The sequence below is a fragment of the Pseudoalteromonas sp. BMB genome, from assembly GCF_001709235.1.
Taxonomy (GTDB): domain Bacteria; phylum Pseudomonadota; class Gammaproteobacteria; order Enterobacterales; family Alteromonadaceae; genus Pseudoalteromonas; species Pseudoalteromonas maricaloris.
This window is the reverse complement of the sequence record NZ_MBQA01000224.1, coordinates 1-15123: the sequence shown is the minus strand read 5'-3', so window position 1 is coordinate 15123 and position 15123 is coordinate 1. Positions and strand designations below refer to the sequence as shown.

The following is a 15123-nucleotide window of genomic DNA, read 5'->3' as shown; positions in this document are numbered from 1 at the left end:
GAAAGATCAACAGGCCCTAATATTCGCCATAAATTATGGCTGCTAATTGTGTTTCCCGTCATTGCGCTTGCCTTATTGCTTGGATATGCTTTTAACCGTTACGCTCACCTTGAGTCAGAAGTAGAATCTCTATACGCCGATCGTGTTGTACCGCTTATTCAAATAAAAAAAGTATCAGATCACGGTGCGATTCAGATTGTCGACATACTTCATAAGTATCGTGCAGGGCTGGTCTCCAAAGACGAGGTGCTGGTGCAAATAGCTGATGCTACTCGGGTCATGAACGACGCGTGGCAAAGCTATCTAAACACTTATTTGGTGACGGCGGAGCAAGTCAAAGTTGAACTCATTGAGTTCCAAATGCAGGCCGTATTTACGCATATTGCCAAGCTTCAAAGCACGATAAATCAAGGGACATTTTTAGCTATTCCACAAAATCAGTTTGTTACTGCACTCTATGAAAAGTTCGATCCGTTAACTGCATCACTACAAGCACTCACCGAGGTACAAAATGACGTAGCACTCGGTATTGTGGAGCAAACCGAGCAACAATTTAGCCAACTAAAGTTGTTGCTCATTATTTTTTCTGTGATTGTATTGGTGAGCTTAATCGCCGTTGGCTTAGCTTTATATCGCTCTATTCAACATCCAATCAATCATATTCGCTCGCAAATCAATCACATTATTGAGAGCTCGAGTCTCGAAAAACGTATCGACATTGATAACCACAATGAACTGACTGATGTTAGCCTTGCCATCAATCAGCTCCTTAGCCACATTCATGTGATCCACCAGCAACTGGTAGAGGCGGAAAAATTATCGAGCCTAGGTAGTTTAGTTTCGGGATTGGCTCACGAGGTAAATACCCCACTTGGCGTTTCGATTACCGCAGTGTCATCCTGCCAAGAGCAAGTGGATGTGATGGAAACCGGCATGAAAGCGCAGCGTTTGTCGCACGCTGAGTTTTTAGAAATTATGGCAGCATTGGATTCTGGGTTGTCTATCGCAGAGCGAAATCTCGGCAAAACGGCAAAGCTAGTACAAGAGTTCAAGAATATCTCCGCAGAGCAAGAAACTGACGTCGAGCAACTTGTCGACCTAGAAGCCGTTATTCGCGATTATTGCGAACAAACGGCCCGTTTCCAGTTAAAGATGCGCGTTGAATTTAGCGCAACAGGAAAACTGGAACAACTGGTCAAAATCAACGTTAAGGCGCTACAGCAAATCTTGTTGCAGCTGCTAGAGAATGCCCGAGTGCATGGTTTTAGTAATGATAGCGACACCCAGCCGTTTGCCGCTGTTCGTTTAGAGATCACTGACAATAAAATATTTATTCGAGTCAAAGACGAAGGCGTCGGTATGAGTAATGAGGTCCTAAACCGGATCTTTGAGCCCTTTTACACCACAGCTCGCCAACATGGTCATGCCGGGCTTGGACTTTCCGTCACCTATAATCTCGTCAAAAAACATTTAGAAGGTGACTTAAAAGTCAATTCCAAAGCCGGAAATGGCACAACGTTTACCATCTTGTTGGCAAACAAAACGTTGGCACAAACCGCCTAACCAACTTGTGCCCTCATAGCATACTTAACGAGTGACAAAGCCTCCGTTAACAAACAAGGTTTGTCCAGTCGTCCAGCGTGATTGCTCCGATGCAAGATAAAGCACCGCTGGGGTAATATCGTCTACTTGCCCTAGTCGCTTCATTACACTTGCAGACTGCAAATAATTAACGGTTTGCTCGTTTTCTTCGCCATGGAAAAAGTCAGTGTCAATTGGACCTGGTGCGATGGTATTGACGGTCACACCTCGATGTCCGATTTCCTTTGCCAACGCACGAGTGAAATGCTCAAGTGGTGCTTTTGAGCCAGCATAGAGCGCATAATTTCCAGTAAATGCTGCCAGCAGCGAAGTGCCCATATTAATGATCCGACCATTATCACGAATATGTTTAGCGGCTTCTTGCATCACAAAAAATGCCCCTTTACAGTTGATCCCAAATAGCCTGTCAAAATCTTCCTCGCTATATTCAACAAACGGTTTTTTGCTGATAGTACCGGCATTATTGATAACGATATCTACGCCGCCAAACTCACTAATAATATGCTCAAATATATTCATTACCTGCGCTTTATTGCTGACATCTCCGTGTACTAGCGTCGTTCTAACACCCAGCGCTTCAACTTCCTTCTGGGTTTCAAGTGCTTGTGGTTTAGAATGCGCACTATGATAGTGAATGACAAGATCAGCGCCTTGCTTTGCCAGCGCAATGGCAAAATCCTTCCCCATATTTTTGGCTGACCCTGTGATAAACGCAACCTTACCTGTTAATTGCTTAGACATACCTATTTCTCCTACCTGAAATATTCAATCGACTTTTAGTGTAGCTAGGTGAAGGTGATACAGGTATAGTGATTTTAGTCATTTACTAATTGCATTTTTTACATCCGCTATGAAATCGATTACTGAAGAAGATTTGTTTGTTCTTACCGTTGAATCTGGCAGCCTCAAATCTGCGGCTGAAGTGATAGGTACCGATCCCTCCTCGGTAAGCCGAAAGCTCGCAAACTTAGAAAGTCGATTAGGAGTAAAACTTTTACAGCGCTCCACCAAGCAAACGGCCGCAACCGAAGTTGGTCTTGAGTACTATAAAGGCGTAAAGCAATTACTAGATGAAAAAAGGGAATTAGAAGAATCGATTTCAGGCACCTCAGCAGTGCCTTCTGGGACATTGAGGGTTGCAGCTCCACACGACTTCGCTGAGCGCTTCATTGCTCCTGTGGTACAAACCATGATAACTACCTATCCAGACCTCAATATCGAGTTACTGCTCGGCAGTCATTTTGAAGATCTCAAGGCTAAACAAATCGATATTGCAATTAGGATTGGCAAACTGGATGATTCCTCCTTGATTTGCCGACAACTAGGCCATGTACCACGGGTCTTGGTGGCCTCTAAATCGTATATTGAACGCATGGGACAGCCACAACGCTTTAGCGATTTAAGCAAACTGGACTTTATCTTTTACAATAAACCTAAGCTTGGTGATCAGCTCATTCTCGGTAAAGGCCTGCATCGTGAGGCCGTTGCGGTAAGTGGTAAACTCATCGCCAACAGTGTTGCAGTGCTAAAAAATTGGGTAAACGCTGGCCTTGGTGTGCATTACGGGCCGCTATGGGCATTTAAAGATGAATTAGCTATGGGCAGTTGTGTACAGCTACTACCTGAACTACACGATGAAAGTTATCCTATTCACGCACTGTACTTGTCGAAGCAATATACTCCCGCAAAGGTACGGGAGTTTGTTGAGCTATTGACTTCAACCTATCAGCAATACCGCTTCGATTGAATCAAACTAACCAATTTCAAACGAAGTTACCCCGAACACTCGCGTTAATGGCAAATCTGGGCATTCACCGGTGTACATTCTCGCGGTTTCAAAAGAAAGCGACATCTTGTACTTTTGTGCAAGCGCAACAGCAGCTGCATTTACTTCTGGCACATCCAAATAAATGGCCTCAGTTGCTGATACCTTGGACCTAAGCGCTAAGAAGAGTGTCTCTGCAAGTTCTACGTTATCAGCGTAAAGAGGTCCTATTTTATAGCCGACGTGACAAGGGCGGATCACACCAATGGCTACAAGAGTGTCATCCTGTTTAATGCCTAAAGCGTGGCAGTTTGGCTGGTTAATCCAAGCATCAACAAAGGCTACTCTTTTGGCTGGGAAAAACGCACTGTCGTACGCAATGACCTTTTCTATTGGTAATCTTTCAAGTGCCACTAAGTTTGTGCTATCTGGCGCTTCGCCACCGCCCACACCTTCGTAGCGAATATTGCGATAGGCGAGCTTAAAACCCGATTTTTTGTAATTCTCTTGCTGCGCGACCACTCCATCCAGTGCGACGTTACAACCAGCTAAATATTGAAGTCCAGCTTGCCAAATCTGCATCCCATAACCCTGACCTCGATACTCACACTTAACGATATAAAAGCCTAAAAAACCAAATGAATCATCGTACTTAACCACCGAAATCGAAGCGATAGGTTCATCGCCTAGATAGCCAATTAAAAAGCCATTTGGATCGGCTTGATAGTAGCACTTAGCGTCGCTAAGCCCAGGGTTCCACCCTTCTTGCAGAGCCCACTTTGCTGCAATTTCTAATTCAGTTAGATCCATTACTTTTATTTTAAATGTTCTATTTTCCATGGCGTATCTACTTTTCTCACCTGATGTAGTTTGTATTATAGCGGACAATCCAGCACTGCAATGGCCCTATCATAAGCATGATAAGCTACAAATTTGGAGAAAATATAAAGGACAGGCACACTAACACCCGAACAATTATTATCACTAATTGATTTTCCACACGCATCGCTATATGGTGTGCACCAAATATAAGCCTAACGTATTAATTACCAAAAAAAATAAACCATAAAAAGGAGTTGTTTTATGGCCCTCTACATTAAAGATTCGGCGCTCGCATGCCCTGCGACAAAAGTGTTACAAGCGACTGATTTTTACAAGCCATTCCCGAGTAGCCAAGATGTCGCGTTTAATGACAATCAGCTCTTACCAATAGGACTACTTGCCTATTCAAAGTTAGACGCAAACAGTGATGACAATGTACTTATCGCATTACCGATTTCTATGGAGATTTTTGATGGCGACGTTCCTTATATCTCCTACTCACTGACAGACAATGGGTGGCAAGTTGACGCTCACAATGTTGACAACCTAAGTGAAGAGAAGGAGGATTTTGAAGATTATAGTGAATACTATCAGCAAGCAGCCAGCTTCTACGCCAAACATCAACGACTTAACTACTCTCTTGACGAAAATGATGAAAGCGTTCCGTTATTTGAATTCGGTGGCCAACCCATACTCGGTTGCAATTGGGACGCCTATTTGTGGGATGAAGAAGGTGACGATGAAACGCGCTATTTTGACGCTATGGATGAGCAAAGTGGCGAGAATTACAGCCACTACTCCACTCGCGAAATTGGCTTTTTTGATGAAGAGCATAACGTAGATTTTGCGTACCTTGGCACCTTCTGCTTCTCCACTTATTTTGAGGGCGGTGGCGAAGGGATTGTTTTTTATAGTGCTAAACACAAGAGAGTATTGGTTATCGCCGAGTTTTCTTAAGTTCAATTAAATTCTCTCAAGGCACGATAACGGAAGTCGCCGTGCCTTTTCATTCTGTGTTGGGTCAGGTCAACAACAACCCTAAGCAAACTTTAAGTGAACCGACACACCCGTTTCGCCACTTTCAATCATCACCTCTACAGAAAACTTCTCACAAAGACGCTTTACTAGCGATAAGCCAATGCCAGTACCTAAACTATTAGGACCCCGCATGCCAGACTCAAAGGCTTGCTCGTTTGCCGTAAAGATCTCTGGTAACCCTTGACCATTATCCGCAATCGTTAGTGTATTATCTCTGTAACGAATATGAATTTGCTCACCTTGGCTATGATGTACCGCGTTCTGTAACAGATTTTGCACTACCAATCTTAGCTCCTGCGCGGCCATGGGAACAAATACATTGCCAGGTAAGTCAATACTTAGGACTTTATGCTCAAACAGCGCTTGGTTATTAATAATGCAAGCTTCAATCACGGATTGTAAATTAGTCTGCTCCGGTGTATCGGCTTTTTCCCGGGCAAGGGCAAGTAGCGCTTCTAATGTTAGCTGCATCTGCTGGTCAGATTCCGCTATCCTTGCCACCAGCTCTTGCTGTTTACTGTTTAACTCAGTGTGGTTGAGTAAACTAACCGCCCCTTGGGAAATGGTGACAGGTGTTCTCAATTCATGGGAAATATCTCTGGTAAATTGGCGTTCACGCTCAACGAATGCTCGAATGCGAGCAAGGGCTGATTCTAGCGTTTGTGCGAATTTACCAATTTCATTTTGCGAAAACTGAGATGCAAAATTGGTCGGTAGGTTTTCAACGGGACTCGCCTCTACAATAACCATAAGCTCATCCAAAGGTTTAAGTAATTTTTTTGCCAGCTTGACCGTACCGAGCGCTAGCAATAGCGCTATTACTAATCCAATCACCAATAAGGTCAGTGAAAAACCAAGCATCAAGCCTCGAAGTTCGCGCACCACAAGATGGCCACTTACTTCAGCAAGCAATAAACCTTGTCCACGGTCATCCTTGTTTAGAAAGGCGATATGATAATGTTTACCCGCCTCAGCGCTAAACTCTTTACGGTTTGGTTCCTCAGCGAGTAGCGTTCTTACCACCGCGGGTAAAGTGTCGGTTGTAGGATGAAATGTGACGAAGTCAAAATGTGCTTTTGGTGTCTCGTTATTGACGATTTGAAGCGCTATCTGCTTTCTTTCATCCTCTAAAATTTGATAAAAAAAACTGTCTTCTATGATGTAGCTAAAAAGCAAAGTGATCAGTGAAAATAATACACTGAGCAACACGACGATAGAGACAAAATAAGTGATGATGCGGTTTCTTAGTTGTTTTGTTTTCATTTTTCTCAGTTGCAATTTCAGCTATAAATCCAGCACTAAGCCAACGCTGTGAATGGTTTTAATAATGGCAGTTGGAAATGGCTTATCTACCGCTTTACGTAATTGGTAGATGTGTGACCGTAAAGAGTCCGAGTCAGTGCCCTCCTCGCCCCAAATACGCTCAACGAGCTCACTCTTTGATACCGCTCGAGGGTAACTTTCCATCAAAATTTTAAGAATATTGAACAATATGGGCGGTAGCACGAGTACAGTTTCACCTCGTGTTACCGTTTGATTTTGATAGTTGAGCGTAACCTGTTTATCTGCGTCCCCTACAATTAGTGTTCTTGCAGCAGGAGTGGGATTTAATCGGCAAGTTAATGCGCTGACTCGAGCAGCTAGCTCCTCTAGCGAGAAAGGTTTGGTGAGATAATCATCCGCACCCTGCGCAAATCCTGCTAATTTATCGTCCAAAGTATCTCGAGCAGTTAACATGATGATGGGAATATGCCTGTCGGCTTGAAGTCTTAATCGCTGACAGACCTCAAGTCCTTCAATATCTGGCAGCATAATATCCAAAATAATACAGTCAAAATATTGCGTTAAAGCAAGCTCACAACCCTGCTCTCCCGTATAGGCAAAGTCCAAACTATGTCCCTGCATATCGAAGTAATCAGCTATATTACTTGCAATCGCGGGGTTGTCCTCAATCACTAAAATATTGAGTTGTGAGCTTGTTTTCATTAATACCAGCCTTGTAGTTTTTTATAGTAGCCTTCAGGCAAGATATGCTCACCTTCTACGACCACGTGATGTTTTTTAACACTCGCGATGGCATCGAATAATGCTTCATTTTCACGCTCGCTGGCGTATTCATCGTCATCTGCCGAGACCAACCACACCTTAGGAGAGTCAACGGCAGTCGCAAAGTTTTTAATCGCCACTCGAGCCACCGCGTTAGTCAGGTAAGGCGGAACAATTGATAACACATTATCTACTCGTTTATCCAGTGCAGCTAAAATTAAACTGATTTGACCTCCCATGCTGTATCCTGCAACGCTGATTTGGTTTTGATCAAATTGCGGTTGGGTTGCAATCCAATCAATCAGAACCCTGTGATCCTTTACAGAATCAATAACCATGTTTTCGTATGGTTCACGTTTTCCCCACCAATCTATATCACGCATAACATCAATCAGGTTATAGTCTGGGTTTTTACGTTTACCGTGGTTTCTCGAATCAATAGCAATAACAGCATAACCTTTTGCCAGCGCCATTTTGGTAAGTTCATCCGTTTGCTCGTATGTGTCGCGTCCTTTAAAGCTCTCTTGTATCCAGCGCACGTCACTTCGACCCATACCGTGGACACCCACCATAACTGGAATTGGTGTAGTCGCGTCATAATTACTTGGATAGAGAATATGCCCATTGACTTTATCACCATCAAACGTTTTGTACTCAAGCGCAAGGTGATTAGCTTTTAATGGCGATAGCTTTACCTCCACCGCTTTTTGCTCATAGCTATATATTTGCGTTAATTCCTCTATAGTAACGCTATATGGCTTTAATCCAAATACTGCGTACCAAACAGCGGCAACGCCTGCAATAATTCCAGTAACTACTAACATTGTTTTTCTCCAGCTTTGCTTAACCATAAACTTTCTCCTTTAGTGCTATCAGATTCTCAGCCGTACCGTGCTTTTTTAGCGCTGTTTCTAAAGTGGATTTTGCGCTAGACATATCATTTAGTTTGAGCTGTGCATTTACTAGCGCTTCGTACAGCATAGGGTGATCAATATCTGTAAGGGTTAATTGCATCAACTCAACGGCCACTGCGAGTTGATGAGCAGTTTGCGCATGCTGCGCTTGATATAAACCAGAGATCCCGAGCAACATAGGGTCAAACGATGACTTATCCGCTAAATAACGCGCCTTCGCTTTGCTGCTATCGGAAAAGAACTGCTCTACCAATAAAATACTTTCATCGTCTTTGAAACGCGGTAACTCGCTTACCGTAAGACCAAGTGCTGCAACCATCGTTTTAGCGGTATCTACCGTAGAAAAAGGGTTTTGCCCTGTGATCAATTGACCGTCAATACTTACCTGATTCAACATCAACCCGTCTTGCACAAACGATGCACCACGTTCAATGAGTTTATCTTCAAGTAGGAATGGAAACTGTTTGGTCCATTTTTTACCAAACGCTGCTTCTTCTTCGTTAGTAAAACCATTTACTCGCTTACCAGCGACTAAATACTCTCCATTTTCAAGCTTTACATCCACCAATGCCGCTGGACCATGGCACACCGCGCCAATTACACCGTTTTTAACGTAGATATCGCGAATAATTGCCTGTAATGGCTTGGAGTCATGCAAGTCGAACATCGGGCCTTTGCCCCCAACCACAAACACAGCATCGAATTGCGCGGGCTTTAACTCACGCAGTCTTTTAGTGTTTTTAAGCTGCGCCATCGCTGTCGTATCGTTACTGTATGCTTGATTGTAGGATTTGTTCTTATCGAACTTATCAGCCAATGGTTCACCGCCCTTTGGCGAGGCTAAGGTGACTTTTACGCCATTTTGTTTGAACACGGCATATGCTTTACTGAGCTCGTCAAATTCAAATCCAGGTTTGCTTAAGGTGCCATCAGCCCCCATTTCGCCATAACTACTGAGCACCATGAGCACATGAGGTGTGTTTTTATCTTGTGCAACCGCATTGATTGAAGTTGCTGACAACGCAGCAACGAGAGATAAGGTTAATAGTGATTTGTTCATCATCCTGTCCTCGGGCCTGTTGACCCTTGTGTTGTTTTGTTACAGACACTTTATGCGGACAGGTGTGAAGTGGATGTGAAGTCAATTCACATTATACCAATTGAATTAATTCTCTAATCAATTTGAAGAATGAAATAGCTCATTTACTTAATACATTTGGTATTATTCAAAAGTGAAAAACAGTTAATTATGATGTTAAAGGCTTTGGAAACTTTGCTCTTACGTCGTCTATTAAGCGCTTGCGTGAGCTACGTTCACGCTCATGAGGCGCGAATAAGGCACTGGCCTCATCCAATAAATCGACCACTTGGTGAAGGTTGGTTAGTTCATCTGGGCTCAAGCGTTCATCTCGTGCCAAATACTCATTGATGATAACGATAGCGGCTTCTTTATTTGCAATATCTTCAGGTAAACCCGTTTTAGTACAAAGTCCGTAAATACCGCCAAGGAAGTGTTGCCATTCACTTTCTAAGTGAGCGTCTATGTTTTGATCCAGTTTTGCATCTCGCGGATTAAAGCCTTGCGCTTTTAATCTATGCAGTTGGTTTTTATAACGTTTACTAAAGAGTGCAAAGGCTTGTGCTTCATCCGTTACTTGCGACACAGCACCAAGCCACACTAAAGTGCCTTGCGGATAAAATTCTAGGCAGCTTTCATCACTGTGCTCGCCAAAGAAAGAGTCACATTCAAGCTTTAATGCTAACTTATAGGCGGCTTTTGGCATCAAACGCTTTTCAATTAGCATAGCCAATTCAAGATGGGATAACTGCGACTCGCGTAGCAAAGTCTCTTTGGTAATAAAATGCGTCTGCAGATAGGTAAGTAGCTCCATTGATTATTCCTTTGAATTAGTTAGCTTTATTTTTGCCGTGAGCGCAGTCGCGATGATAATCAAGCCAAGCAAGTTAATGTTTACGGCTATGGTTTCTAGGTTCAACTGAACCGTTAATAGCAGCCCTGATGAAAATTGGATTAGCGTATCATCAACGACTACGCCAATGGACATAAGCGCGCCGAGCACCGCAGCCCAGCTTAAGGCCCTGAGTTGCTTTTGATATAACTTAAACGCAACCATCAAGCATAAAAAGCTTGCTGTAAAGTCGAGGATTAACGTCAATTCCGGATGGTTAAATACACCCAGTACTGACAATACCACCCCTGCAAAGCCAGCTGCAGCTACTAAGAAAGTCGTGATTTTTGAACTGATTATGTGATGAGAGAACATTGCTTTATTATTGTTAGTTAGGTTAGCAGCAGTATAACCGCTAACCCTTTGCGTAAAAAATATTATTGTACCTTTTTCACCATTTCTTCAATATATTTGATGGCAATAAATGGATCTGTTTCATCAAACAGGTGAGACGCATATTTCATGGTAATGGGCGTAACATTATCGCCAATTTCTTGCAGCTTTATTTGGGAGTCTTTTGAAGTTTGAGTATAAACATCAACATCGGCATAGCTCATACCAGTAGAGCGAATAGAAACATGAGGGATCCCACGCGACAGTATCGTAACTGGCATTTTTCGGTTGATATTGTACATCTCTGTATGGGCAGAAGCTTCTTCCAAATCTTCTAATGAATGAGTATCTCGCTCCCAGTTGATGATCCAATCCATAATCTTCCATGCTTCTTTGGACATCTTACTTTTCATATTGTGATACCAAGACTCATGAGCGATATCAATAAGTACCATCCCTTTCACTTTTTCAGGGTTTCGGTTGGCATAGGCTCTTGCAACAAAACCACCAAAAGAGTGAGGTACAAGTACCAAATTATCCATTTTAGTGGCTTGAGTGAATGCCTCAAGCTCTTGTGTAAGCTCCAACATAGTCCGTACTCGAGGCTTCGCAAAAGTGCTTTTTCCGGTGCCCGCTCTATCATAAAAACATAAGCGATAGCCTTTTGGATTTATGTTATGAATGGTGTTTTTGTAGGTTTCATGAGCATCAAGGCCCATTCCAGCAAGTAAAAGTGCCGTTGTTTCTCCCTCTCCTTTGCAAGCATAGGCAAGTTTATTGCCGTTTATTTCCACATATTGATAATCGTGTTCATGAACTGATTGGTTGGCGCTGGCCACTGAACTGTAAGCGACGAGTCCGAGTACTGCTGATGTTATTGTTTTCATTGTCCTTTCTCATTTTTAAGTTTTCCCAATAACATACTAAATTAGTTTACTCGATAAACGCAATAAAGTTTCAGAAACTTCTGAAACTTTATTAATTCAACGTATAAATGAAATAAGCTACATAACCCATAAACAAGATACCACCTTCTCGACGACTAAGCTTAACGTCAAAAATAAGCAAAGGCACACCAAGCAAAGCGATATAAATAATCTTGATTGTCATCGATGCAAATCTTGCGCTTTGATGGAATGTTAGCTTACAAAACCCGAGAGTAGAATTTACTACTCCTTGTTTACACTCACTTAATTCCCGTTATAGCGCAACTAAACTGAGGGTAAGATTTGTCACTCTTGACGAGCAAAATAACTCATTAGACTGAGACTTTCTATTTGTGTCTAATGCGCGAAAATTAATGAGACCTATCACTCAGTGAGTAGCCGCCATTGATGGCGCACTGCAGGCTGAACTCTAACTTACGTTAAGGAACTTGAATGACCAAATTTACCTCTTCTGAGCAAGCACGTGAATGCTACAACGTGCGCCACTGGAGCCAAGGCTTCTTTGGTATTAATGATCAGGGAGAGGTTACTGCGATGCCGAACCAACAGCAGCCACAGCACGCCGTAACTCTGACAAACATTGCACAACAAATTAAATCTGAGGGTTATACCCTACCTGCGCTAGTGCGTTTTCCACAAATTCTAGAACAGCGCGTACATAATATTGTTGGTGCGTTTAATCAGGCGATTACTGATTACAGCTACCCAGAAGATTATTTATTGGTTTACCCAATTAAAGTAAACCAACAAAAAGAAGTCATTGAGGGGCTTATCGCAAGCCAAGCGGCCAGCGATAAAAAACAGCTTGGTTTAGAAGCTGGCAGTAAAGCTGAGTTACTTACCGTATTGGCGCTCAGTGAAAAAACCAGCGCAGTGATCGTGTGCAATGGCTACAAAGACAGAGAATACGTCCGTCTTGCGCTTATCGGTGAAAAACTAGGCCATCAGGTTTATATCGTTTTAGAAAAGCGTTCTGAGCTCGACATCGTGATGGCAGAAGCCAAAGCACTCAACGTTAAACCTCGTTTAGGCTTACGCGTACGTTTGGCATCACAAGGTAAAGGAAAATGGCAAGCAAGCGGCGGCGAAAAGTCCAAATTTGGTCTGTCTGCATCGCAAGTCCTTACGGTTGTTAACCAATTAAAGCAAGCTGACATGCTAGACGCGCTGCAACTGGTGCACTTTCACTTAGGCTCGCAAATGGCCAATATTCGTGATGTGCGCGTTGGTGTGGGTGAAGCCGCTAGATTCTACTGCGAATTACGCCGTTTAGGTGCAAACCTGTTGAATTTAGACGTAGGTGGCGGACTTGCAGTGGATTACGATGGAACGCGTAGCCAGTCGTCCAACTCGATGAACTACAGCTTAGCTGAATATGCAAACAACATCGTTTACACCGTAGGCGATACCTGTAAGCAATACAATCAGCCAATGCCAAAGATCATCTCTGAGTCGGGTCGTGCGCTAACGGCGCATCACGCGGTATTAATCACCGATGTGATTGGCACCGAAAGCTATCAAGTAGAAGAGATAACTGCACCAGTAAGTGACGCCCCAAGACTGCTACACAATATGTGGACGTCTTGGCAGGCGCTCAACGAGCAGAGTGATGACCGCGCGTTGATTGAAATTTTTCATGATACGCAGGGCGACTTGGCAGAAGTACACAGCCAATTTGCGATGGGCCTATTAAGCCTTGAGCAAAGAGCATGGGCGGAGCAAGTAAACTTGCGTGTATGTTATGAGCTGAACAAGCGTATGGACAACAAAAACCGTTTCCATCGCCCAATTATTGACGAACTCAGTGCTAAGCTTGCGGATAAATTCTTTGTGAATTTCTCGCTATTTCAATCTTTGCCAGACGCTTGGGGTATTGAACAGGTATTCCCTGTCCTGCCACTCAGCGGGCTAACAGAGGCACCAAAGCGCCGCGCGGTATTGCTGGATATTACCTGTGATTCTGACGGTACGGTGGAGCATTATGTGGATGGCCAAGGTATTGAAGCCACCCTGCCAGTACCAGAGTTTTGCAAAGATAAACCCTATTTATTGGGATTTTTCTTGGTGGGTGCATACCAAGAGATTTTAGGTGACATGCACAACCTATTTGGCGACACCCACACCGTTGTAGCCACATTAGATGACCAGGGCGAATTGTCGCTTGGTAATGTGGATGCGGGTGACACCGTTGCCGATATGATGCGTTATGTACACCTTGATGTTGAACAATTTAAGCGTAACTTTGCCAACCTAGTTGAAAGCAAACTACCGCTTGAAGAACGAGCTACCTGCCTAGCAGAGCTTGAAACCGGCCTTGACGGCTATACTTATTTGGAAGATTTTTAACCCATGAGCCACTTATTCGATCACACTGATCATTCTCTGTACTCCAACGGCATGACGTTTTTACGTCAGCCAATGGTACGCAATATCACAGATATTGATGCAGACGTTGTGGTACTTGGCTTGCCATTTGACTTGGCAACCTCTGGACGCCCAGGCGCACGCTTGGGTCCAGATGCAATCCGTCGCGCATCCGTGCACTTAGCTTGGGAAAGTAAAAAATACCCTTGGTCATTTGCATTGTGGGACAAAATTAAACTTCAGGACGCTGGCGATTTCACTTACCCAGTTGGCGATCCTGAGTATTTCACTGCGCAACTCGAGCTAGCTGCTCTGCAAATTTTGCAGCAAGGCAAAACGCTATTAAGCCTAGGCGGCGATCACTTTGTGACCCTGCCACTGCTGCGTGCTCACCAGCAAATTCACGGTAAAATGGCGCTTGTACATTTTGATGCGCACACAGACACGTACAGCCACGGCTCACGCTATGATCACGGTACCATGTTCTATCATGCTCCGATTGAAGGCCTAATAAGCCCAGAGCACTCAATGCAAATTGGCATTAGAACCGAGTACACAGAGCAAGGCCACGAGTTTGGCGTGATTGACGCTATGGCAGCAAACGACTTAAGTGCCGAAGAAATAGCAGCACAAATCAAAGCACGCGTTGGCGACTTGCCGGTGTACTTAACCTTTGATATCGACTGTCTAGACCCAGCATTCGCACCAGGCACCGGCACCCCAGTTTGCGGCGGTCTAACCAGCGACAAAGTGCTGAAGATTTTAAGAGCATTGCAAGGGCTAAACATGATAGGCATGGACGTAGTAGAAGTCTCCCCTTCCTACGACCAAAGCGAGCTCACTGCAATCGCCGCCGCCACCATTGCACACGAACTACTGCACCTGTGGGCTGTAAAGCATAAATAACCAGATGCAAGTTTGACTAAGCCACCTTAACAAGGTGGCTTTTTTGTTTGGGGTTTACTGTAAAGTCGTAGAAGATCTCACATGCAACTTATTCTCCTTCGTCACACCTGAAAAGCATACTTCTCGGCGGGTGAACCGCCTCCCACAAAACTATTTGCACTGTGGATTAGAAGAGATGCTACGCTGATAGTTTTTGCAATACCTGCAAGCAGCTTAATCACTAAAACCGTAGAAGCTCATACAAGCAACTTATCCCCTTCATCACACCCGAAAAGCGTAAGCCGATATGCAATGTGCCGACAGGATGTCGGCTAAGTCTTGTCTGGCATCATGGACGTGCCTTACAAGACGGTTGCACTATATCGACTTAGGATTTGAGGATTAAGTGTGATGTTGGGGCGACGTTTTCTTGGTTC

General features: G+C 43.8%; 15 protein-coding genes. 5 read left to right on the top strand and 10 right to left on the bottom strand.

Features of this window, described 5'->3' with window-relative positions; genetic code table 11:
* The first annotated feature begins 21 nt into the window (after positions 1 to 21).
* Positions 22 to 1563 carry a sensor histidine kinase gene (locus tag BB427_RS23095; protein WP_069023534.1) on the top strand — a complete coding sequence of 514 codons (1542 nt, stop codon included), beginning with the start codon at positions 22 to 24 and terminating at the stop codon, positions 1561 to 1563.
* A 24-nt stretch (positions 1564 to 1587) separates the two neighbouring features.
* Here the strand turns inward: BB427_RS23095 and BB427_RS23090 are convergent, their stop codons facing one another.
* A complete protein-coding gene (locus tag BB427_RS23090) occupies positions 1588 to 2343 on the bottom strand; it encodes an SDR family oxidoreductase (RefSeq protein WP_069023532.1) in 756 nt (251 codons plus the stop codon).
* Positions 2344 to 2452: 109 nt separating this feature from the next.
* Between BB427_RS23090 and BB427_RS23085 the strand changes: the two genes are divergently transcribed.
* The gene (locus tag BB427_RS23085) at positions 2453 to 3349 is read left to right on the top strand and encodes a LysR family transcriptional regulator (protein WP_069023530.1); all 897 of its coding nucleotides are present in this window, start codon (positions 2453 to 2455) and stop codon (positions 3347 to 3349) included.
* A 6-nt stretch (positions 3350 to 3355) separates the two neighbouring features.
* On the opposite strand, the gene BB427_RS23080 is transcribed toward BB427_RS23085, so the two are convergent.
* Positions 3356 to 4207, bottom strand: a complete 852-nt coding sequence (locus tag BB427_RS23080; RefSeq protein ID WP_069023528.1) for a GNAT family N-acetyltransferase — start codon at positions 4205 to 4207, stop codon at positions 3356 to 3358.
* A gap of 243 nt (positions 4208 to 4450) precedes the next feature.
* Here BB427_RS23080 and BB427_RS23075 point away from each other — a divergent pair, with 243 nt between their 5' ends.
* Positions 4451 to 5146 (top strand): hypothetical protein, encoded by a 696-nt coding sequence (locus BB427_RS23075; RefSeq protein ID WP_069023526.1) that lies wholly within the window; start codon positions 4451 to 4453, stop codon positions 5144 to 5146.
* An 81-nt stretch (positions 5147 to 5227) separates the two neighbouring features.
* On the opposite strand, the gene BB427_RS23070 is transcribed toward BB427_RS23075, so the two are convergent.
* The 8 genes from BB427_RS23070 to BB427_RS24820 all read right to left on the bottom strand — a co-directional run bounded on the left by BB427_RS23070 (position 5228) and on the right by BB427_RS24820 (position 11600).
* Positions 5228 to 6490 carry a sensor histidine kinase gene (locus tag BB427_RS23070; protein ID WP_069023524.1) on the bottom strand — a complete coding sequence of 421 codons (1263 nt, stop codon included), beginning with the start codon at positions 6488 to 6490 and terminating at the stop codon, positions 5228 to 5230.
* 21 nt (positions 6491 to 6511) lie between these two features.
* Positions 6512 to 7213 (bottom strand): response regulator transcription factor, encoded by a 702-nt coding sequence (locus BB427_RS23065; protein ID WP_069023523.1) that lies wholly within the window; start codon positions 7211 to 7213, stop codon positions 6512 to 6514.
* Entirely contained in the window at positions 7213 to 8097 is an 885-nt protein-coding gene (locus BB427_RS23060; RefSeq protein ID WP_254663695.1) for an alpha/beta hydrolase, read from the bottom strand. The genes BB427_RS23065 and BB427_RS23060 overlap by 1 nt, the downstream gene beginning before the upstream one ends.
* Positions 8098 to 8116: 19 nt before the next feature.
* On the bottom strand, positions 8117 to 9247 hold the full coding sequence (locus BB427_RS23055; RefSeq protein WP_069023519.1) for a type 1 glutamine amidotransferase domain-containing protein: 1131 nt from the start codon (positions 9245 to 9247) through the stop codon (positions 8117 to 8119).
* A gap of 187 nt (positions 9248 to 9434) precedes the next feature.
* A complete protein-coding gene (locus BB427_RS23050) occupies positions 9435 to 10079 on the bottom strand; it encodes a DUF6058 family natural product biosynthesis protein (protein WP_069023517.1) in 645 nt (214 codons plus the stop codon).
* Between the two features lie 3 nt (positions 10080 to 10082).
* Positions 10083 to 10472 (bottom strand): hypothetical protein, encoded by a 390-nt coding sequence (locus BB427_RS23045; protein ID WP_069023515.1) that lies wholly within the window; start codon positions 10470 to 10472, stop codon positions 10083 to 10085.
* Positions 10473 to 10534: 62 nt separating this feature from the next.
* Entirely contained in the window at positions 10535 to 11377 is an 843-nt protein-coding gene (locus BB427_RS23040; RefSeq protein WP_069023513.1) for an alpha/beta fold hydrolase, read from the bottom strand.
* Between the two features lie 91 nt (positions 11378 to 11468).
* Positions 11469 to 11600 carry a hypothetical protein gene (locus BB427_RS24820; RefSeq protein ID WP_302622143.1) on the bottom strand — a complete coding sequence of 44 codons (132 nt, stop codon included), beginning with the start codon at positions 11598 to 11600 and terminating at the stop codon, positions 11469 to 11471.
* Between the two features lie 269 nt (positions 11601 to 11869).
* Between BB427_RS24820 and speA the strand changes: the two genes are divergently transcribed.
* Positions 11870 to 13783, top strand: a complete 1914-nt coding sequence (gene speA / locus BB427_RS23035; RefSeq protein WP_010604539.1) for a biosynthetic arginine decarboxylase — start codon at positions 11870 to 11872, stop codon at positions 13781 to 13783.
* Between the two features lie 3 nt (positions 13784 to 13786).
* Positions 13787 to 14707: an agmatinase gene (speB, locus tag BB427_RS23030; protein ID WP_069023511.1), complete on the top strand. Its 921-nt coding sequence runs from the start codon at positions 13787 to 13789 to the stop codon at positions 14705 to 14707.
* Positions 14708 to 15123: the final 416 nt, after the last annotated feature.

Excerpts from the sequence above, each read along its gene's own strand:
- BB427_RS23045 (WP_069023515.1), bottom strand. The coding sequence starts at position 10,472 with ATGTTCTCTCATCACATAATCAGTTCAAAAATCACGACTTTCTTAGTA.
- BB427_RS23055 (WP_069023519.1), bottom strand. The coding sequence starts at position 9,247 with ATGAACAAATCACTATTAACCTTATCTCTCGTTGCTGCGTTGTCAGCA.
- BB427_RS23070 (WP_069023524.1), bottom strand. The coding sequence starts at position 6,490 with ATGAAAACAAAACAACTAAGAAACCGCATCATCACTTATTTTGTCTCT.
- BB427_RS23060 (WP_254663695.1), bottom strand. The coding sequence starts at position 8,097 with ATGTTAGTAGTTACTGGAATTATTGCAGGCGTTGCCGCTGTTTGGTAC.
- BB427_RS23090 (WP_069023532.1), bottom strand. The coding sequence starts at position 2,343 with ATGTCTAAGCAATTAACAGGTAAGGTTGCGTTTATCACAGGGTCAGCC.
- BB427_RS23085 (WP_069023530.1), top strand. The coding sequence starts at position 2,453 with ATGAAATCGATTACTGAAGAAGATTTGTTTGTTCTTACCGTTGAATCT.
- speB (WP_069023511.1), top strand. The coding sequence starts at position 13,787 with ATGAGCCACTTATTCGATCACACTGATCATTCTCTGTACTCCAACGGC.
- BB427_RS23065 (WP_069023523.1), bottom strand. The coding sequence starts at position 7,213 with ATGAAAACAAGCTCACAACTCAATATTTTAGTGATTGAGGACAACCCC.
- BB427_RS23075 (WP_069023526.1), top strand. The coding sequence starts at position 4,451 with ATGGCCCTCTACATTAAAGATTCGGCGCTCGCATGCCCTGCGACAAAA.
- BB427_RS24820 (WP_302622143.1), bottom strand. The coding sequence starts at position 11,600 with ATGACAATCAAGATTATTTATATCGCTTTGCTTGGTGTGCCTTTGCTT.
- BB427_RS23040 (WP_069023513.1), bottom strand. The coding sequence starts at position 11,377 with ATGAAAACAATAACATCAGCAGTACTCGGACTCGTCGCTTACAGTTCA.
- BB427_RS23050 (WP_069023517.1), bottom strand. The coding sequence starts at position 10,079 with ATGGAGCTACTTACCTATCTGCAGACGCATTTTATTACCAAAGAGACT.
- BB427_RS23080 (WP_069023528.1), bottom strand. The coding sequence starts at position 4,207 with ATGGAAAATAGAACATTTAAAATAAAAGTAATGGATCTAACTGAATTA.
- speA (WP_010604539.1), top strand. The coding sequence starts at position 11,870 with ATGACCAAATTTACCTCTTCTGAGCAAGCACGTGAATGCTACAACGTG.